The organism is Paracoccus sp. (in: a-proteobacteria), assembly GCF_047973135.1.
GTDB lineage: Bacteria > Pseudomonadota > Alphaproteobacteria > Rhodobacterales > Rhodobacteraceae > Paracoccus.
This window is the reverse complement of sequence record NZ_JBKEBL010000039.1, coordinates 1-17,750: the sequence shown is the minus strand read 5'-3', so window position 1 is coordinate 17,750 and position 17,750 is coordinate 1. Positions and strand designations below refer to the sequence as shown.

At 62.7% G+C, this 17,750-nt stretch carries 17 protein-coding genes; 11 read left to right on the top strand and 6 right to left on the bottom strand.

The genetic code is table 11. The features are described from left to right. Positions 1-74: 74 nt before the first annotated feature. Both ACK5L9_RS03840 and ACK5L9_RS03835 read right to left on the bottom strand, forming a co-directional pair. Positions 75-689: a TetR/AcrR family transcriptional regulator gene (locus tag ACK5L9_RS03840; protein ID WP_416910127.1), complete on the bottom strand. Its 615-nt coding sequence runs from the start codon at positions 687-689 to the stop codon at positions 75-77. Between the two features lie 58 nt (positions 690-747). Next, positions 748-1,668, bottom strand: a complete 921-nt coding sequence (locus tag ACK5L9_RS03835; protein ID WP_416910126.1) for a LysR family transcriptional regulator — start codon at positions 1,666-1,668, stop codon at positions 748-750. Between the two features lie 105 nt (positions 1,669-1,773). Here ACK5L9_RS03835 and ACK5L9_RS03830 point away from each other — a divergent pair, with 105 nt between their 5' ends. Continuing rightward, positions 1,774-2,847 (top strand): LLM class flavin-dependent oxidoreductase, encoded by a 1,074-nt coding sequence (locus ACK5L9_RS03830; RefSeq protein WP_416910124.1) that lies wholly within the window; start codon positions 1,774-1,776, stop codon positions 2,845-2,847. Positions 2,848-2,877: 30 nt separating this feature from the next. Here ACK5L9_RS03830 and ACK5L9_RS03825 read toward each other — a convergent pair whose 3' ends face one another. Together ACK5L9_RS03825 and ACK5L9_RS03820 are read right to left on the bottom strand one after the other, a co-directional pair. Next, positions 2,878-4,659: an acyl-CoA dehydrogenase gene (locus ACK5L9_RS03825; protein WP_416910123.1), complete on the bottom strand. Its 1,782-nt coding sequence runs from the start codon at positions 4,657-4,659 to the stop codon at positions 2,878-2,880. Between the two features lie 508 nt (positions 4,660-5,167). After that, the gene (locus ACK5L9_RS03820) at positions 5,168-5,440 is read right to left on the bottom strand and encodes a hypothetical protein (protein WP_416910122.1); all 273 of its coding nucleotides are present in this window, start codon (positions 5,438-5,440) and stop codon (positions 5,168-5,170) included. 50 nt (positions 5,441-5,490) lie between these two features. Between ACK5L9_RS03820 and ACK5L9_RS03815 the strand changes: the two genes are divergently transcribed. From ACK5L9_RS03815 to groEL, 10 genes are all read left to right on the top strand, one after another. Next, entirely contained in the window at positions 5,491-5,769 is a 279-nt protein-coding gene (locus ACK5L9_RS03815; protein WP_416910121.1) for a hypothetical protein, read from the top strand. Continuing rightward, a complete protein-coding gene (locus tag ACK5L9_RS03810; protein ID WP_416910120.1) occupies positions 5,766-6,896 on the top strand; it encodes a WD40 repeat domain-containing protein in 1,131 nt (376 codons plus the stop codon). The genes ACK5L9_RS03815 and ACK5L9_RS03810 overlap by 4 nt, the downstream gene beginning before the upstream one ends. Before the next feature lie 32 nt (positions 6,897-6,928). Beyond that, on the top strand, positions 6,929-7,105 hold the full coding sequence (locus tag ACK5L9_RS03805) for a hypothetical protein (RefSeq protein ID WP_416910119.1): 177 nt from the start codon (positions 6,929-6,931) through the stop codon (positions 7,103-7,105). A gap of 20 nt (positions 7,106-7,125) precedes the next feature. Further along, the gene (locus ACK5L9_RS03800; RefSeq protein WP_416910118.1) at positions 7,126-8,382 is read left to right on the top strand and encodes an RNA polymerase subunit sigma-54; all 1,257 of its coding nucleotides are present in this window, start codon (positions 7,126-7,128) and stop codon (positions 8,380-8,382) included. A gap of 428 nt (positions 8,383-8,810) precedes the next feature. Continuing rightward, entirely contained in the window at positions 8,811-10,475 is a 1,665-nt protein-coding gene (locus tag ACK5L9_RS03795) for an aromatic/alkene/methane monooxygenase hydroxylase/oxygenase subunit alpha (protein WP_416910117.1), read from the top strand. 68 nt (positions 10,476-10,543) lie between these two features. Continuing rightward, entirely contained in the window at positions 10,544-11,602 is a 1,059-nt protein-coding gene (locus tag ACK5L9_RS03790; protein WP_416910116.1) for an NADH:ubiquinone reductase (Na(+)-transporting) subunit F, read from the top strand. A 41-nt stretch (positions 11,603-11,643) separates the two neighbouring features. Beyond that, entirely contained in the window at positions 11,644-12,708 is a 1,065-nt protein-coding gene (locus ACK5L9_RS03785; protein ID WP_416910115.1) for an aromatic/alkene monooxygenase hydroxylase subunit beta, read from the top strand. Between the two features lie 25 nt (positions 12,709-12,733). Then, positions 12,734-13,105 carry an MmoB/DmpM family protein gene (locus ACK5L9_RS03780; RefSeq protein ID WP_416910114.1) on the top strand — a complete coding sequence of 124 codons (372 nt, stop codon included), beginning with the start codon at positions 12,734-12,736 and terminating at the stop codon, positions 13,103-13,105. A 63-nt stretch (positions 13,106-13,168) separates the two neighbouring features. Further along, a complete protein-coding gene (locus tag ACK5L9_RS03775; RefSeq protein WP_416910113.1) occupies positions 13,169-14,248 on the top strand; it encodes an NAD(P)-dependent alcohol dehydrogenase in 1,080 nt (359 codons plus the stop codon). Positions 14,249-14,351: 103 nt separating this feature from the next. Beyond that, positions 14,352-15,983, top strand: a complete 1,632-nt coding sequence (gene groEL / locus ACK5L9_RS03770) for a chaperonin GroEL (protein ID WP_416910112.1) — start codon at positions 14,352-14,354, stop codon at positions 15,981-15,983. Between the two features lie 473 nt (positions 15,984-16,456). On the opposite strand, the gene ACK5L9_RS03765 is transcribed toward groEL, so the two are convergent. After that, positions 16,457-16,858, bottom strand: a complete 402-nt coding sequence (locus tag ACK5L9_RS03765; RefSeq protein WP_416910111.1) for a rhodanese-like domain-containing protein — start codon at positions 16,856-16,858, stop codon at positions 16,457-16,459. An 81-nt stretch (positions 16,859-16,939) separates the two neighbouring features. After that, positions 16,940-17,620: a hypothetical protein gene (locus ACK5L9_RS03760; RefSeq protein ID WP_416910110.1), complete on the bottom strand. Its 681-nt coding sequence runs from the start codon at positions 17,618-17,620 to the stop codon at positions 16,940-16,942. Between the last annotated feature and the right edge of the window lie 130 nt (positions 17,621-17,750).

Sequence of the window (17,750 nt, the reverse complement as noted above, 5' to 3'; positions counted from 1 at the left end):
CCCCCGGCCATCGCGGGACGCAAATCTGCGGCGGTGCCGTCATTCCGGCGACTTGTGACAACGTGTGGCGGCAGTCACCGGCGCGTCAGGCCGCCCAGGATGATGTCGGCATATTGATCGACGATCTGTTCCGCACTCAGCGGCTTGTCGGGGTCGAACCACCTGTGCATCCAGTTGATCCCCGACAGAACCAGCCGACCGGCATTGGCCGTATCGACATCCCGGAAATCCCCGGTCTCGATCCCTTCCCGGATCAGGTCGCGCAGCCTTTGTTCGAACTGATGGCGACGCAGGATGCGCTGCTGCATGCGATGGCGGTCCGGGTCGGTCCAGAAGGCGGTGCTGGCTGCGATCCAGGCCGAGCGGTGTTCGGCAAAGAAACTTGCCGCTGCCAACATGAAGGCGCGCAGACGTTCCGGGGGCGTGCCATCGGCGGGAATGCGCGCTTCGACGAACTCGTTCAGATGTTGGGTCGAATAGTAGGATATGCGGGCATAAATATCGTCCTTGCTTACGAAATGATGGTAAAGCAGGGCTTTGGACACTCCGGCAGCGCTGGCGATATCGCGCATCGATGTCGCAGCAAAACCCTTTTCCGCAAAGATCCGCGCCCCGATCTCCAGCAGGCGGCGCACGCTTTCGCTGGGTTCATCTTCGTGACAGGCATCCGCGCCCGGCTGTTCTGACATGCTGATCGCTTCCAAATCATGTGGCGTCGGACCAGACTGCCAGTGACTGACCGGTCGGTCAAGCCATGCTGTCGCGCCCCAGGGCGCTGCTCCAGCGGGCGGCGACGAAATCGATATAAATCCGCATCTTGACCGGGATGAAGGGGGCCTCGCGATAGGTGACATATATCCCCGTCTCGAAGCTCGTGTTTGTGACCTGAAGATGAGGCAGCAACGCCGCCAACGCGCCCGAGGCGATGTGATCCGCGACCGTATAGTCATCCAGCAGCGCCACCCCTTGCCCCGCCAGCGCCATATCCAGCAACAGCAGCCCGTTATTGCTGGAAAAGGCCGAGGGGACGGGCAGTTCCTCTTCGGTCCGGCCATCGCGAAACCGCCAGAACACCTGTTCATGGCTGATCCAGTAGGTCAGGCAGGCGCAGCGCATCAGATCGGTGGGGCGGGTGATCGGGGCGGTTTTCTTCAGATAACCGGGTGCGGCGACCAATATCCTGCGGCTTTGCAGGATTCGTCGTTGAATCAGACCTTGCTCGGCGGGCGGAGCAATACGGAAATCCAGATCGAAACCGTCCTCATGCAGCCGCATCGCCTGTTCGGACAGGTGCAGATCGACCAGCAGATCGGGATACAGACCGCGAAATTCCGGCAGCAGACGCGACAGAACCGAAACCCCGAACATCGTTCGCGAATGCACCCGCAACAGGCCGCGCGGGGTGTCGTTCAGATCGGTGATGGCGGTCTCGGCGGCCTTGACGCTGGCCAGTATGTCGCGCGCGTCGCGGCGATAGATTTCACCACTTTCCGTCAGCGTCAACGCGCGGGTAGACCGGTGGATCAGCAAGACCCCCAACCGGGCCTCAAGATCGCTGACATGCCGCGCGACGCTGGCCGGCGACAAGCCGTGAAGCCGTCCGGCGGCGGAAAAGCTGCCACTGTCGGCCGTCGCCAGGAAAAGCTCCATCGCGCGCAGTTTATTCATCGGATTTAACCGAATAATGAAAAGCCGAGTTTCAGAATTTCCCTATTATCACAAAAATTGCAATGGCCTACGGTCCTCTTTCAGCAAGACGCAAGAGGAAAACCCATGGATTTCGGCGCATTCATCTTGGCCCAGCAACGCGGCTATCACCAATCTTCGCATCGGGTGATCGCCAATTCCGTTGAACAGACCGTGCTGGCCGAGCAGGCCGGGTTCTCAAACGCCTGGTATGCGGAACATCATTTCAACAATTATTCGCTGTCCCCCTCGCCGTTGATGATGGTCGCCCATTGCGCGGCGCTGACCCGGACCATCCGGCTGGGTTCGGCCGTGTGCATCCTGCCGCTGTATCACGCACCGCGCTTTCTGGCCGAAATCGGGCTGGTCGATTCGCTTTCGGGCGGCAGGCTGGAACTGGGCATCGGATCGGGATACCAGCAATTCGAATTCGAGCGCTTCGATACGTCGCTGGCCGAGTCCGGCAAGATATTCGAGGAATATCTGGATGTGATCCCCAAGGCCCTTGGCCAGAAGATTTTCGAACATCACAGCGACTATCTGAACATTCCGCCCAGTTCCATCGCGACCCGGCCCATGCAGGATCCGATGCCGCCGGTCTGGATCACCACGGGCAATCCGAAACTGCGCGAGCGCGCCTTTCGTGACGGGCATAACCTGTTCGTGACCGCGCTGCTGAACGGCACCGACGCGATCCGGCACCTGCGCGGGCAGATCGACGAATCCCGCGAAAAGTCGGGGGCGGATGGCGCGCATACGCGAATCGGGTTCCTGCGGTGCGGCTATGCCAGCGACAATGATGCGGAAATCGACGCTTATCTGGAAAACGCTTTGTTCCAGCGGCGGCTGTCCTTCAGCTTGAAGGCGCGAACCCAGCAGACCGATGACGGCTATCTGATGAAAGAGGTTCCGACCGCTGGCGATCCGTCGATCGCGGATCTGCGCGCCAATCTGCCGGTGGGCAGCCTGAACCGGGTGATCGAACGGCTGATCGAAGAGATCGAGATCCTGCGCCCCGACCATATCGCCCTGCAAACGCAACTGGGCGATTTCGATCAGGCAACCATGCTGAAACAGATGGAACTTTGGGGCGACAAGATCATTCCGGCAGTCACCAAGGCGGTCGGCGGCAAAAGCGCGTCACTGTCGGCGGCAGGATAGCCCGCCGCGTGGCCTGTTTCTGAAAGCCCGCTATTCCTGAAAAAACGTCTCCTCGGGCGCGTCGCGGCAGGTCGTGTCCAGCGACGCGACAAGGGCAAGATCGGCAATGGCCTTGGGCATGACAAAGCGAAAGAAATACCGGCAGGTCGTCAGCTTGGCCTGATAAAAGCCGTCCGCCCCGGCTGCGTCGGCCTGCTGCGCGGTGGTTGCCATGCGCAGCCAGATCCAGCCCAGAACCATATGCCCGAACGCATCCAGAAAGACGGTGGCGTTTGACAGGCGCAATTCGTCATCGTCGCAGTCCTGCAACCGCGCAACGGTTTCGGATACCTGCGCCACCGCATCGGCCAGGGCCTGCGCTTCGTCGGCAAGCGCGGCGGGGGCCGAGGCAACGGTTTCTGCGATCAGAGCCTTCAGCATTTCCAGCGACTGCCCCTGCTCGGCGATGATCTTGCGTCCGACCAGATCCTGCCCCTGAATGGCAAAGGTGCCTTCGTGGATATGGTTCAGGCGGTTGTCGCGATACAGGCGCTCGACCGGGTAATCGCGGGTATAGCCATAGCCGCCCAGAACCTGAATCGCCCATTTATTCGCCTCCAGGCAATGCTCGGACGGCCAGGATTTGATCACCGGGGTCAGCAGTCCCAGCAGCCTTTCGGCCTGCGCCGCCTTGTCGCCGCCATTGATCCGGGTTTCATCGACCAGACGCGCGGCATAGAGGCACAACGCCTGCGCCCCCTCGACCGCCGCCTTCTGGGCCAGCAGCATGCGGCGAATGTCGGGATGGCGGATGATCGGCACCTGCGGGGTGGCGGGGTCTTTCTGCCCCAGCGGTCGGCCTTGCAGCCGGGTCCGGGCGTAATCGACGGAATAAAGATATCCCCCAAGGCCCTGCATCGCCGAGGAATAACCGACGCCGATGCGTGCCTCGTTCATCATGTGGAACATGCAGGCCATGCCCCGGCCTTCCTGACCGATCAGATAGCCGATGCTTTCACCCTGTTCTCCGAAATTCAGCAGGCAATTCGTGGTGCCGCGCTGACCCATCTTGTGATTCAGCCCCGCCAGCGCGATGTTGTTCAGTTCGCCCGCCGCGCCGCCGTCATCGACACGTCGCTTGGGCACCAGAAACAGCGAAATTCCCCTTGTTCCCGCCGGGGCCCCCGGCGTGCGGGCCAGAACGAAATGCACGATGTTTTCGGTGATGTCGTGTTCCCCGCCCGAGATCCACATCTTGCTGCCGGTCAGCGCATAGCTGCCATCGCCGCGCGGCGTGGCCCTGGTGGTGATGTCGCCGACCGAGGATCCGGCCTGCGGTTCCGACAGGCACATGGTACCCAGCCAGCGCCCCTCCAGCATGGGCGGCAGAAAGCGGTCCTTCAGCTCGTCCGTTCCAAAGGCCGCCAGCATCTGCGCCGCCGCCATGGTCAGGAAGGTATAGTTCGCGATGCTGGTGCTGGCACAGGCGAACATGCCAGTAGCCGCCATATGCACGATCCACGGTGCCTGTAGCCCGCCCTGTTCATAGTCGAAGGGCAGCGCGAACAGCCCCGCCCCGGCCTGCGCGCCAAGTGCGCGCCCCACGCCTTCGGGCTGGATGACGCGCCCGTCCTCGAAACGGGGTTCTTCGGCATCCACCTGCGCGGCGACGGGCAGGAAATACGTCTCGGCGATCTTTTGGGCGGTGTCCAGCGTCTTGTCCACCGTCTCGCGATCCCAGTCGGAATAATATTCGGTATCAAGAAGTTGCTGAAGGCCAAGGAAATCGTACAGCAGAAAGTCAAGCTGGCGGCGGTCAACGATCATGGACATGGTGGCCTCGTGAGTTACCGAAGATATACGACGGATTTTGTCGGTCTCTGAAAGGGTTGGCACGGGTCCGGCAGTCAGACAAGTCTTGCCGGAATTTCCGTTACGGCATTTCGGAAAATTGGTCCCAATGCCTGTGATTATGCGGGCCGGGGCGGCAAGGGAGGGCAGGCACGGCGGCGACACGCGGTGTGCATTCGCTGATCGCGTCTGGGGCGGTGGATCGTGCGGATCTTCGGATGTCACCTTCCTGACCTGCACCGGTCGGGGTGATTCGCGCGCAACGACAGCTTTGTCCGGGGCGCTGTCGGGGCAGGTGATACAGATGGTTACACCGGGCGCGGGGTGATCGTAACAGGCGTTTACACTTGGCCCCCGAAATCGCGCAGCCTGGGCCGAAAACCGACAAATTCGGGCGTTTTCCTTGCGTCACCTGCAAAGCGCGATACGCTTGGGAAGTGGTTGGAGGAACGCGAACCCGATGATCGGCAACCAGAAATTCAGGGCTGCGCTAATGGGCGCGGCCGGTCGGAGGCTTGCCGGGAAGCTGGTCCCGGATGGCCGAAAGGTCGGTGGCCAGACCCCGGTGCACCGCGCGCATCAGCTTGTCCCGGCTCTGGGGCGGCAGGGCCTCGACGTGCTGGCGCACGCGCCGCAGATCGTCGGGATGCGCCGATTCCAGCGCGGTTCTGGCGGCCTGAACGCAGGGCGCGTCGTCGCCCGTCATCTGCGCGCCCTCTGTCGCCAGCAGTTCAAGAAATCTCCGGTCGGTCGGGTCCAGCATCTTTGCAATCCTCTGCCCTGTCGGTTCACCTCCGGTTACAGGTTTTCCCCATGACCGATCAACCGTCCAGTCCCGCCACGCTGTTTCAGGCCAGACTTGAGACCACGCTAAGCCTGTCGCGGGAAACATCCGAGCATCTGCGCCTGACCCTGAAGGCCGCCGGTCTGCAGGTGCTGGCGCTGCATGGCAAGACAGATGCGGCGCTGATGCGGGATACCGAACGCAATCAACAGGCGCTGCGCGATTGCGAGACGCGGATGGCGGCGCTTGAGGCACATCTGGCTGCATTGGATCGCAAGATGGCCGACGACGAAGAAGGCGAGGCATGATGATCGAGGAAAAACCCCCTCAGGCGATTTCATTGTTCGACCTGATTGGCCGGGTCTGGCGACTGGACCGGACGGTGACGCAGATCGCCTTCAGCGCCAGTGGTCTGGCGGTGGCCTGCGGTCTGGGGGATGGTCGGCTGGCGCTGATCCAGGTGGCCGATACCGAGCACCCGGACAAGCGGGTGCGGACCGAGCTGGATACCGGCCGCATGTCCATCCGTCCGCGTGAAAACGCCCTGCCGGTGCCCCGGCTGACCGATCCGCTGATGCCTGCCGATGCGCCCGGTTTCTGCCGTCTTGGCGCGGATGGCTTTGCCGTGGCGCATGACGGCGGTGAGGTCTGGCGCGTCACGGCCCGCGCGCAGGCGCTGCGGCTGGTCGGCCCCGGCGAGCCTGTCACCGCGCTGTGCGCCTGTCCGGCAAGCGGTGGCCTGTTCATTGCCCGAGGCCCGGAATTGCAGCAATTTTCCAAGGACGGCACCGGGCAGCAGAAACTGACCCTGTCCTGCCCGGCCCGCCATCTGGTGCTGTCGGCGGATGGGCGGCGGCTGGTGGCATGGGGTGGCGGACGCTTTTCGATCCTGACAACCGAACCCTTGCAGGTCACATCGGTTCTGGACCATGACGACGCGGTTCTGGGTCTGGCATGGTCGCCCGATGGCCGCTGGATCGCCGCGGGCAGCGATGACCGGGCGCTGATCCTGATCGACGCCGATACCGCGCGGATGGACAGCATCGTCGGCTTTCCCGGCCCGGTCACGGATGCGGCCTTCAGCCGCGCGGCGGGGGCGCTGATGGCCTCGGGCGCGTTCCGGCTGGTTGGCTGGCGCGGCCCCGACCTGCCCTTTGGCGATCATACCGGCAACCCGATCGGGACGGGACGGGCCGGGCTGACCCTTGCCGACCGCATCGCGCTGCATCCGCTGCGGGATCTGTGCGCGGTGGCATGGGGCAACGGGTTGGTGACGTTGTCTCAGATCGGCAGCAAGGACGAGCTGATGCTGTCCGAAGGGCGGGGCGTGCCGGTCACATCGCTGGCCTGGTCGGATGATGGTGCGCATCTGGCGCTTGGTCATGCCGATGGCCGCGCGGCCATCGTGACCTTCCCCAAGGCCATGTTCAGATAGCCGGAGGCTCCGGCGCAACGAAAGGTAGTCATATGGAACAGGAACTGACGGCAGAAGAGCAAAGCAAGGACCGTTTTTTCGCCGCGCTTGCGGGCATCTCGGAAGAGATGATCGAAACCCATGGCAAGGATTTCGCCATGGGCGCGCTGGTACTGGCCGCGCAATGGATCGCCAGGGGTCGCATCGGCAAGGTCAGGAACAGCCACTGACACCGGTCGGGGGGCGCGGCATGACACCGACGCTGGGGCTGGAGGTTACACAGCGGCACGCCTTTGCGCTGCACCGGTCGATGGCGTTGCTGCGCATGTCCACGCAGGAACTGACCGAATTTCTGTTGCGGACCGCGCATAGCAACCCTTTGCTGGTCGTCCGCGCCCGCCGCCGTTTCCCGCGCACAGGCAACAGCGCCACCGACATCATTGAGGCAACGGCGCGTCACGACCGTCCTGGCCTGTACGCGCATGTCCTGCCGCAACTGTCCGCATTGCTGGATCAGGGCGGCAAGCTGCGGCAGGCGGTCATCGCGCTGGCCGAAGAGCTGGCCCCCAGTGGCTGGCTTTCGGTGCCGCTGGACCGGATCGCCGACCGGATCGGCATTCCGCAAGACCATTTGCGGGTCGTTCTGCGGGTTGTGCAGCAGCGGGTAGAGCCGACGGGCCTGTTCGCGCGCGACCTGCGCGAATGCCTGACGTTGCAATTGCGCGAACAGGACCGGCTGGATCCGCCGATGCTGGTGGTGTTGGATCACCTGCCCGAACTGGAACGCGGCGGGCCTGCGGCGCTGGCGGCGAAGGCGGGGCTTGATGCCGACACGGTGCGCGCCTGCCTGTCGGCGATCCGGCGGCTGGACCCGAAGCCCGGTGCGCGCTTTGATCATGACCCGGCGCTGATGCGGGAACCCGACGCGCGCGTGGTGATCGACGCCGCGGGATGCCGCGTCGAATTTGACGGGACGGCTCTGCCCCGGATCGACATCGCATCCACCCCGCGAAACCAGAAAAATCGCAGCGTGGTCAAAGCCCTGACCGAGGCGCAGGCGCTGAAACACGCCATCGACCTGCGCCAATCCGCGACGCAGCAGGTGATCCGCAGGCTTGTCGAGCAGCAGCAGGGCTTTTTTCTGCATGGTTCCGAGGCGCTGAAACCGCTGGAAATCGCGGGGCTTGCGCGGCTGGTCGGCTTTCACGCCAGCACCGTCAGCCGGGTGCTGAACGGTTTCCTGCTGGACACGCCCCACGGGGTGATTGCCGCGCGGGATCTGTGCTGCGGCGCGGCGGGTCGCGGCGGTGATGCCCCCTCGCGCGGGCAGGTGATGGCCCGGATCCGGGCCATCCTGACGCACGAGGATCCCGCCCGACCGGTTTCCGACACCGATCTGGCCCGGATGCTGAATGCCGAGGGGATCACTGTCTCGCGGCGGCTGGTGACGAAATATCGTCTGAAAAGCGGCATCCTGCCCGCCTCGGCCCGGCGTCAGCGCGCATGATCGCGACAGTGTAACGCAACTGTAACAGTGTAAAGCTGTCCGGCCCGTCGCTGTCCGAACGTAACGTCATGTGACAACTTGCCACAGTGCCCTGCCGCCATTGCAATGCCGGTCCGGTGGGGTATTTGGAAAATCTTTCGTTATTTTTCAGCGCAGTGGAAATAAATCGCCGCAAAGCCTGCCCCGGCGTGGCATTCCGGAACGCTGCGTGCAGTTCATTTTCCCACAAGACGCACGTGCCCCGCATGACGCGACCGCACGCCCAAGAACGAAGGAGAGAATGCCGCCCGCCTTGCAGCCCTTATACTCACCCAACTGCGGGGACGGCTTTCCAACCTTTGCCATGACCCATGACCGGCTGGCCTTTTGCCAGCCGGTGCCATCCAGCAGCGGCAATTGCCGCAAGGCTTGAAAAGGAGGCTCATGACATGACTTTGACGCTGAACAAGATCACGTCTCAGCGTGGCATTTCCGTAGGAGAGGCGACCAAGAAGATCTCGGATCTCGGCTGGAATCCCACCTATGTTCAGGAAGCGAATACCTTTCCCACCGATTACAAGATCACCAAGGCCCCGCGCGACCCGATGAAGCAAGTGCTGCGGTCCTATTTCCCGATGGAGGAGGAAAAGGACAACCGCGTCTATGGGGCGCTGGACGCCGCGCTGCGCGGCGACATGTTCCGCAATGTGGAACCGCGCTGGATCGAATGGATGAAGCTGTTCCTGGCGATCATCCCCTTCCCCGAAATCTCGGCGGCGCGGTCGATGGCGATGGTCGCGCGCCTGTCTCCGGGCGAGGATCTGCGCACCGGCTTTACCATGCAGATGGTCGATGAATTTCGCCATTCCACGATTCAGATGAACCTGAAGAAATGGTACATGGAAAACTATATCGACCCGGCCGGTTTCGACATCACCGAGGAAGCTTTCGGCAAATGCTATGCCACAACCATCGGGCGGCAGTTCGGCGAGGGCTTCATCACCGGCGACACGATGACGGCGGCCTGCATGTACCTGACCGTCGTGGCCGAAACGGCGTTCACGAACACGCTGTTCGTGGCCATGCCGTCCGAGGCGGCGCGCAACGGCGACTATGCGCTGCCCACGGTGTTCCTGTCGGTGCAGTCGGATGAAAGCCGCCATATCGGCAATGGCCATTCGCTGCTGATGGCCGCGCTGAAGGAACCAGAGAACCATCTGCTGCTGGAACGCGACCTTCGCTATGCCTTTTGGCAGAACCACGCCATCGTCGATGCGGCCATCGGCACCTTCATTGAATACGGCACCACCAATCGCGACAAGGACAAGGAATCCTATGCCGAAATGTGGCACCGCTGGATCTTTGAGGACTATTACCGAACCTACATGCTGCCCTTGGAAAAATACGGCGTGAAGATCCATCACGACGATGTTCAGGAGGCGTGGAAACGGATCACCGAGAAATTCTATGTCCACCGCGTCGCGCAGTTCTTCTCGGTCGGGTGGCCGGTGAATTTCTGGCGGATCGAGGCACAGACCGACCGGGATTTCGAGTGGTTCGAACACAAGTATCCGGGCTGGTATGCCGAATTTGGCGAATACTGGAGATGGTACGAGAAACTGTCCCGGCCGGGCCAGAAGATCATCACCTTCAACGAAGAGACCGGCTATGTCTATCCGCATCGCTGCTGGTCCTGCCTGGTGCCCTGTCTGATCCGCGAGGATACAGTCACGGACATGATCGACGGACAGATCCACACCTTCGCCCACGAGCTGGACCGCTGGACCGCAGTCGAGGCTTTCGCGGACGAATATCAGGGCCGTCCGACCCCCGCGATGGGCAAGTTTTCGGGCAAGCGCGAATGGGAAAGCGTCTATCACGGTTGGGATCTGGCCGATGCCATCAAGGATCTGAACTTTGTCCGCGAGGATGGCCAGACCCTGACGCCGCAGCCGCATCTGCGCTTTGACGACAAGGACATGTGGAAGCTGGAACATGTGCGCGGCAATATCCTGCAGTCGCCGCTGACCCTGCTGCGCGAAATGTCGCCCGAGGCTCAGAAGGCGCATATCGCCGAATATTGCAAGGGTTTCACCATCAACCCCTGCAACTGACAGGAAACGGGTGGGCCGCCCGTGCGGCCCCCCACCTGTGGCTCATGCGTCGATGAGGGAGAAATATCATGACGGACGTCTACACTGTCCGGCTGGAACCGGTGGGCGTGGAATTTGAGGTCGAAGAGGATGAAACCGTTCTGGCCGCCGCATTCCGTCAGGGCATCGCGCTGCCCCACGGTTGCAAGGAAGGACAATGCTCGGCCTGCAAATGCATCCGGCTGGACGGCGAAACCGAGCTGCTGAAATATTCGACCTTCGCGCTGAACGATTCCGAACGAGACAGCGGCCATATCCTGATGTGCCGGACGCTGGTTTACAGCGATGTCGAGATCGAGCTGCTGAACTATGACGAAGAGGTTCTGTCGAAATCCATCCCGGTCAGGGACTTTACCGGCCGCATCGTCGATTTCCGGAAGCTGACCCATGACATCCGCGGCGTTCGGATCGAACTGGATGCGCCGCTCAAATTCTGGGCAGGGCAGTATGTCGACATCACCGTCACGACGGAAAAGGGGGAGGAGATTACACGCTCGTTCTCCATGGCAAATCCGCCGAGCGAAACCCAAAACCTGTCCTTCATCATCAAGAAATATCCCGACGGACGGTTCTCAAGCGAAATCGACGACGGAGGAATCCGGATTGGTGCCAGCGTCAGGGTCCGGGGACCATACGGAATGTGCTTCCGGCGGGAAGGACGGGAAGGACCGGTGATTCTGGTGGGGGCAGGGTCGGGCATGTCTCCGGTCTGGTCGATCCTGAACGACCATCTGGCCAGTGGCGAGGATCGCCCGGTGCTGTTCTTTTATGGCGCGCGGACGCGGGACGACCTGTTCAAGCTGGACGAGATCGCCGCGCTGACCGCCGCCCGTCCCGAGGTTCAGTTCATCCCGGTTCTCAGCCATGCCGATGACGATGCAGACTGGACGGGCGAGCGCGGATTTGTCCACGAGGCGGTGGATCGCCGTCTGAAACAGATGGGGATCGACGGCGAGGGCGACATCTATGCCTGCGGCCCGCCGCCGATGATCGACGCGCTGACGCCGGTTCTGTTCATGAACGACTTCGATACGGACCGCATCTTTTATGACAAGTTCACGCCGACATCCGGCGCGTCGGGTCACTGATCCGCGACACAAGACCACCATCCACGGAAAAGGAGGCTACAATGGTAGCAACATCAAGTTCGGTAGGATCGGGTGCGGCAGGTGCTGCAACCTTCGTCGGATCGAAAAGCCGCCGTTACAATTACTTTGAACCGCGCGGCAAGCGCGCCACCCATTACGAGGATGTCACCGTCGATGTGCAGCCCGATCCTGAACGCTATCTGATCCAGAACTGGATCATCGAGTTCGAGGGCGGCAAGGGCGGCGGTGCCTACAGCAAGGACAATACCGCCGCGAAATCCGCCAACTGGCACGCCTTCCGCGCCCCCGATCAGGAATGGGAACGGACGCATTATCAGCGCCAGTCAAAGATCGAGACGATGGTGCAGAATGTTATCGGCAACGCCCGCAAGGCCGGCGCGCATATGGCCTTTGACAAGACCTGGACGCGGATCCTGATGACGCATCTGGGGGCGTGGAAGCATGCCGAATTTGGGCTTGGCACTTCGCTGATGCAGGCGCAGCGCTATGGCTATACCCAGATGATCAACAACGCGACGCTGACCAACTCATCCTACAAGATGCGGCTGGCGCAGGACATCACGCTGTATCTGGCCGAGATCGGCATGGATATCGACGGCTGGGACGATGGCGCGGGCAAGAAAGCCTGGCTTGAGGATCCGGTCTGGCAGCCGACTCGCGAAGCGATCGAGACAATCATGGGCGCCGAGGATTATCTGGAACAGTATTTCGCCATCAACATCATCTTCGAACCGCTGGTCGGTGAGTTGTTCCGTTCCGGCTTTCTGATGCAGGCGGCTGCGGCGAATAACGATTTCATCACCCCGCCGGTCATCTCGGCTGCCGAAGCCGATTACGAACGCAACCTCGCCAATACGGTGGACCTGATCTATCTGCTGGCCAATGACCCCGAGTTTGGCGCGGGAAACAAGGCGCTGTTCCAGCGCTGGATCGGCAAGCACGGCGATCTGGCCGACAAGGCCGCCGCCGCGTTGCAGCCCATCTGGTCGCAGCCGCATTCCAAGCCCGTGTCCTTCGAGGACGTCAAGGCCGTCTCGCACGAGCGTATCGCCCAGATCCTCGGCGAACTTGGCCTTGCCCGCTGATCACCGGACAAACAGGAGACAGAACATGTCAACATCCGCTCGCGATGCCTCGAAAAGCAATATTTTCAAGGCGATGAAAGACATCACCTTTGATCAGTCGATTTCGCATCAATGCGGCGTCACGATGAACGATTCCGTCGAGGCCCGCGCCATCGCCGAGTTCATGGAAGAAAAGGATCCCGGCGTGACCGTCACCTATAACCCCGCCCTGATCCGCATCGACGGTGAAGGCAAGCTGATCTTCAAGATGGACGAGATCGGCGAATATCTGGGCCGCGAAATGACCGCCGAGATATTCGAGGTGAACACCTCGACCCATTATGGCCGGATGGTGCGCGTGGACGACAACACCGTGATCCTGTTCGGCGATATGGACGAGGTGATGGAATACATCTGATCGGGCGGCGCGGGGGCGCGGCGTCCTGTGCCCCCCGTCATCCGCAACAATCCGGGGGAAGCCATGACAGCTATGATGAAAGCCGCCGTCTTCGTGGAAAAGGGCCGCATCGTCCTTGAGGACAAACCCGTTCCCGATGTCGGGCCGAACGACGCGCTGATGCGGGTCACGACGACGACGATCTGCGGAACGGACATTCACATCCTGAAGGGGGAATATCCTGTCGAAAAGGGGCTGATCATCGGACACGAGCCGGTGGGCGTGATCGAAAAGCTGGGATCGGCCGTCACGGGGTTCACCGAAGGCCAGCGCGTCATCGCGGGCGCGATCACCCCCTCGGGCTATAGCAACGCCTGTCTCTGCGGCTTTTGCTCGCAGGATGGGGCGGGTACGAAACACGGCTGGAAACCCATCGGCGGCTGGAAATTCGGCAATACCATCGACGGATGCCAGGCAGAATATGTGCTGATACCCGATGCGATGGCAAATCTGGCTGCGATCCCGGATGATCTGACCGACGAACAGGTGCTGATGTGCCCCGACATCATGTCAACGGGCTTTGCCGGGGCCGAGAACGGCAATATCCGCATCGGCGACACGGTGGCGATCTTTGCGCAGGGGCCCATCGGGCTGTGCGCCACGGCGGGCGCGCGGTTGATGGGTGCCAGCCGTATCATCGCGGTGGACGGCATCCCCGCGCGGCTGGACATGGCGCGGCGGATGGGTGCGGATGAGGTGGTGGACATCACCGCTTCGAACGATCCGGTCGGCGCGATCATGGAACTGACTGACGGTCGAGGGGTGGATGTGTCCATCGAGGCGCTTGGCCTGCAAACGACCTTCGAATCCGCGTTGCGGGTGCTGCGCCCCGGCGGCACGCTGTCCAGCCTTGGCGTCTATTCGACCGATCTGCGCATCCCGCTGGATGCGCTGGCGGCTGGTCTGGGCGAAAAGACCATCCGCACCGCGCTGTGCCCTGGCGGCAAGGAACGGATGCGGCGGATGATCGACCTGGTGGAAAGCGGCCGCATCGACACCAAAAGCCTTGTTACCCACCGCTACGGCCTCGACCAGATCGAGGACGCCTATGATCTGTTCGGAAATCAGCGCGACGGGGTGCTGAAGGTCGCCATCACCGCCTGATCGGCGCTCCGCAGGTCCGGGCCTGCCCGAACGTAGCGACGAAACCAAAGACCACCACTTCAGACCACGGCCCGCAGCTTTCTGCCGGGCGAAGGAGGAATACATGGCCAAACTGCTTGTTCACGGAAAATTCGCCCGCAAGGCACTGGCGCGCGGGGTAGCCAGGCTTGCCGCCGCGGTCGAGCCGACGCTGGGGCCAAAGGGTATGAACGCGATGGTGGATCGTCCCGTCGGTACGCCCCTGATCACCCGTGACGGGGTCAGCATCGCATCCGAGATCGAACTGACGGACCGGTTCGAAAATATGGGCGCGCAGGTCGTCCGCGAGGTATCCATGCAGACGAACGAGGTCGCGGGCGACGGCACCACCACCGCCATTGTTCTGGCCAATGCGCTGATCCAGAAGGGCGAGGCGCTGACCGATAACGGCGCCAAGCCGGTCGATCTGTGCAAGGGTATCGACATGGCCGTGCAGCGGGTCATCGCCGCGCTGGAAAGCTCGGCCAGAAATTGCGACGAACATCCGGAATATCTGGCGGCGGTCGCCCGCGTCTCGGCCACCGATCCCAAACTGGGTGATCTGGTGGGAGAGGCCTATCGCCGCGTCGGGCGCGAGGGCGTCATCAGCGCCGATTTCGGTGTCACCATCGAAACCACCATGGACGTGATGGAGGGGATGTCATTCGAGCGCGGCTATATCTCGCATCACATGGTCACGGATCGCGACAATATGGAGGCGGTGCTGCGCAATCCGCTGATCCTGCTGACCGATCAGAAAATCCGTGAACCCCGTCTGCTGGACAAAGCCATCGGCATCGCCAATGACGAAAACCGTCCGCTGCTGATCGTGGCCGAGGAAATCGCGCCCGAGGTCGTGGTCTTTTTGCTGGACAACGGCGGGGCGGGCAAGTTTCTGATCGTCCACCCGCCGGAATACGGCCATTGGCGCAGCGCGATGATGGACGATCTGGCGATCCTGACGGGGGGGCAGGTGCTGGCCCGCGATCTGGGCCGCAAGATCGAGAATGTCACCCGCGAACAACTGGGTACCGCTGAACAGGTCCGCGCAAGCGCCTCGGCGACCAGCGTGCTGCGCGGCGGAGGAGATCTGGCGGCGATCATCGCCCGGCGAAATCAGGTGCAGCGGCAACATGATGCCGCCCCGCCGAATATCGAACAGGACAAGCTGCGCGAAAGGCTGGCCAAGCTGTCGGGGGGCAGCGCGATCATCTATGCGGGCGGCTTTACCCCCGTTGAACAGAAGCGCAAGGTCCAGTTGATCGAGGATGCGCTATGCGCCGTGCGCGCCGCTGCCGAGGATGGCGTCGTGGCCGGTGGCGGGGCGGCGCTGGCGCAAGCGGCGCCGGTGCTGGACAACCTGTCGGCCATCGGTGACGTGGGCAAGGGTATCGCGCTGGTCCGGTCGATCCTGACCCAACCGGTGCGTCGGATCGCGGCCAATGCCGGGGCCGATGCCGATGCCATTGTCGAACGCGTGGCCCATGCGCCCGCCGGTCACGGCTATGACGCATCAGACGGCAGTTTCGGCGACATGTTCGCGGCCGGAATCATCGACCCGGCCCGCGTACCGGCCAGCGCGCTGGTCAACGCCGCCTCGGTCGCGACGCTGATCCTGACCACCGAAACCCTGATAGGCGATCTGGACGAGGGCGAGGCCGATCCCACCGAAGGCCCCGCGCGCGGCGGCGGTGCCGAACTGCTGGGGCGTCCCTGAAACCCGCAACCGATGCCGGACCCCGCCAGAGAGGCGCGGCCATGACAGCGACGAGGGGCTGATCATGCAAGCTGCAAGGCTTTGCCAATACGGCCCGGCGATGAACATGCGGCTGAAGCTGGAAGAAGTGGCACCCCCGATCAGCACCTCCCCGGACGAGGTGATCGTGGCCGACTGAGGTGGCAGGATCAAGAACCCGACGCCGGAATTTGTGGTGTCCGGTGTCAGGCGCGGGGCCGCGCCGACTGGTCCCTGCCGCAGGCGTTTGCAGGGGGTCCGGGGGGCGCATAGCTCCCCCGGCCATCGCGGGACGCAAATCTGCGGCGGTACCGCCAGACCCAAACAACCGGCAGCAATGTGCAGCCCGTGCAACATGCGCTTGCGGCCAGGCGGGATCTGCGGCACCCCTGTCACTGACGGGTGTTCTTGTCCTTCCGCAGGCGTTTGACGGGCCGAAGCCCTTGCCCCCCGGATCAGGCCCGGTGCTTTTCCGCCACGGGTTCGGTCGGATGCCCGGCCTTTTTCCAGCCCGAAAAGCCGCCGTCGATATGGCAGACGGGTTCCAGACCCATCTCTTGCGCGGCCAGTGTGGCCAATGCCGAACGCCAGCCGCTTGCGCAGTAAAAGACGAATTTGCGCGGCTCGGCGAAGATCGGTTTGTGATAGGGGCTGTCCGGGTCGATCCAGAATTCCAACATGCCGCGCGGGCAATGGAACGCGCCGGGGATGCGGCCCTCGCGCTCCAGTTCCCTGCGGTCGCGCAGATCGACAAAGACCACAGCGCCGCCGCCATGCAGCGCCATGGCAGCATCCTGCGACAGGGTTTCGATCTTCTGTTCGGCCTCGTCGATCAATTGGCGATATCCACGTTTCATCTCATGTCCTTTCGGGCGGATGCACAGATTTGGGACTGCTCGCCAGCGAAACAGGTATCGGCCCCGATGTCGAGACCAGGCCTATTGTCGCAGCGCCGCCGCCTCGTCCTCGGGTGTCAACGGATCGCCCGCGCCGATACCGGCCAGCGCCTCGTCGACCGAACCCTCCCCCGAGGCGGTCCTGTAATCCTCATCCGTCGCCTCGCCATCCGTGGCAAAGCGTTCCTGCCAGCCATTGCCGTTGCGGCAGGCAAGGATCGTGCGCAGCGATGCGGGGGCCGAGATCTCGTATTCGCGGCACAGCCCTTGCTGCGCTGTCTGGTAAGAGGCGATCATGGCCAGTTCGCGGCCATCGTCTAACACCTGCATCTCGCCCGAGGGCAGGCTGTCCAGTGCCGCCAGTTCCGCCGCCCCAAGGTCGTGCGGCCGGCCTGAACTCAGCCACCAGCCCAGCCCTGCGGCGATCACCGCGACCGAAGCGGCGGCGGCCTTCCAGGGCCTGCGGTTCAGGTTGGCGGGTGCCGCAGCGGCGGCGGGCCGGGCCACCGCTGTCGTAACCGAGGCACGTATCATCGCGGCTAGCGGATCCTCGCCCTGCGGCTGTGTTCTCAGCGCACCCAGCATGCGGCGGGTTTCCTGAAATCGGTTCAGGCGGGTTTGCAGGTCGGGATAGGCGGCGATCATGCGGCGCAATTCCCCGGCCCGCGCGGGGTCAAGTTGGCCATCGGCCAGCGCCATCAGGGTTTCGTCGTCGATCTGCATGGTTCCGTTTCCCTTTGCGATCCTGACCTGACTACGCGTCAGCCATCACTTTATTCCAAGTTTTTGTGACAAGGCGAGACGGGCGCGTGACAGGCGGCTCATTACCGTGCCTGCGGGAATGTCCAGAATG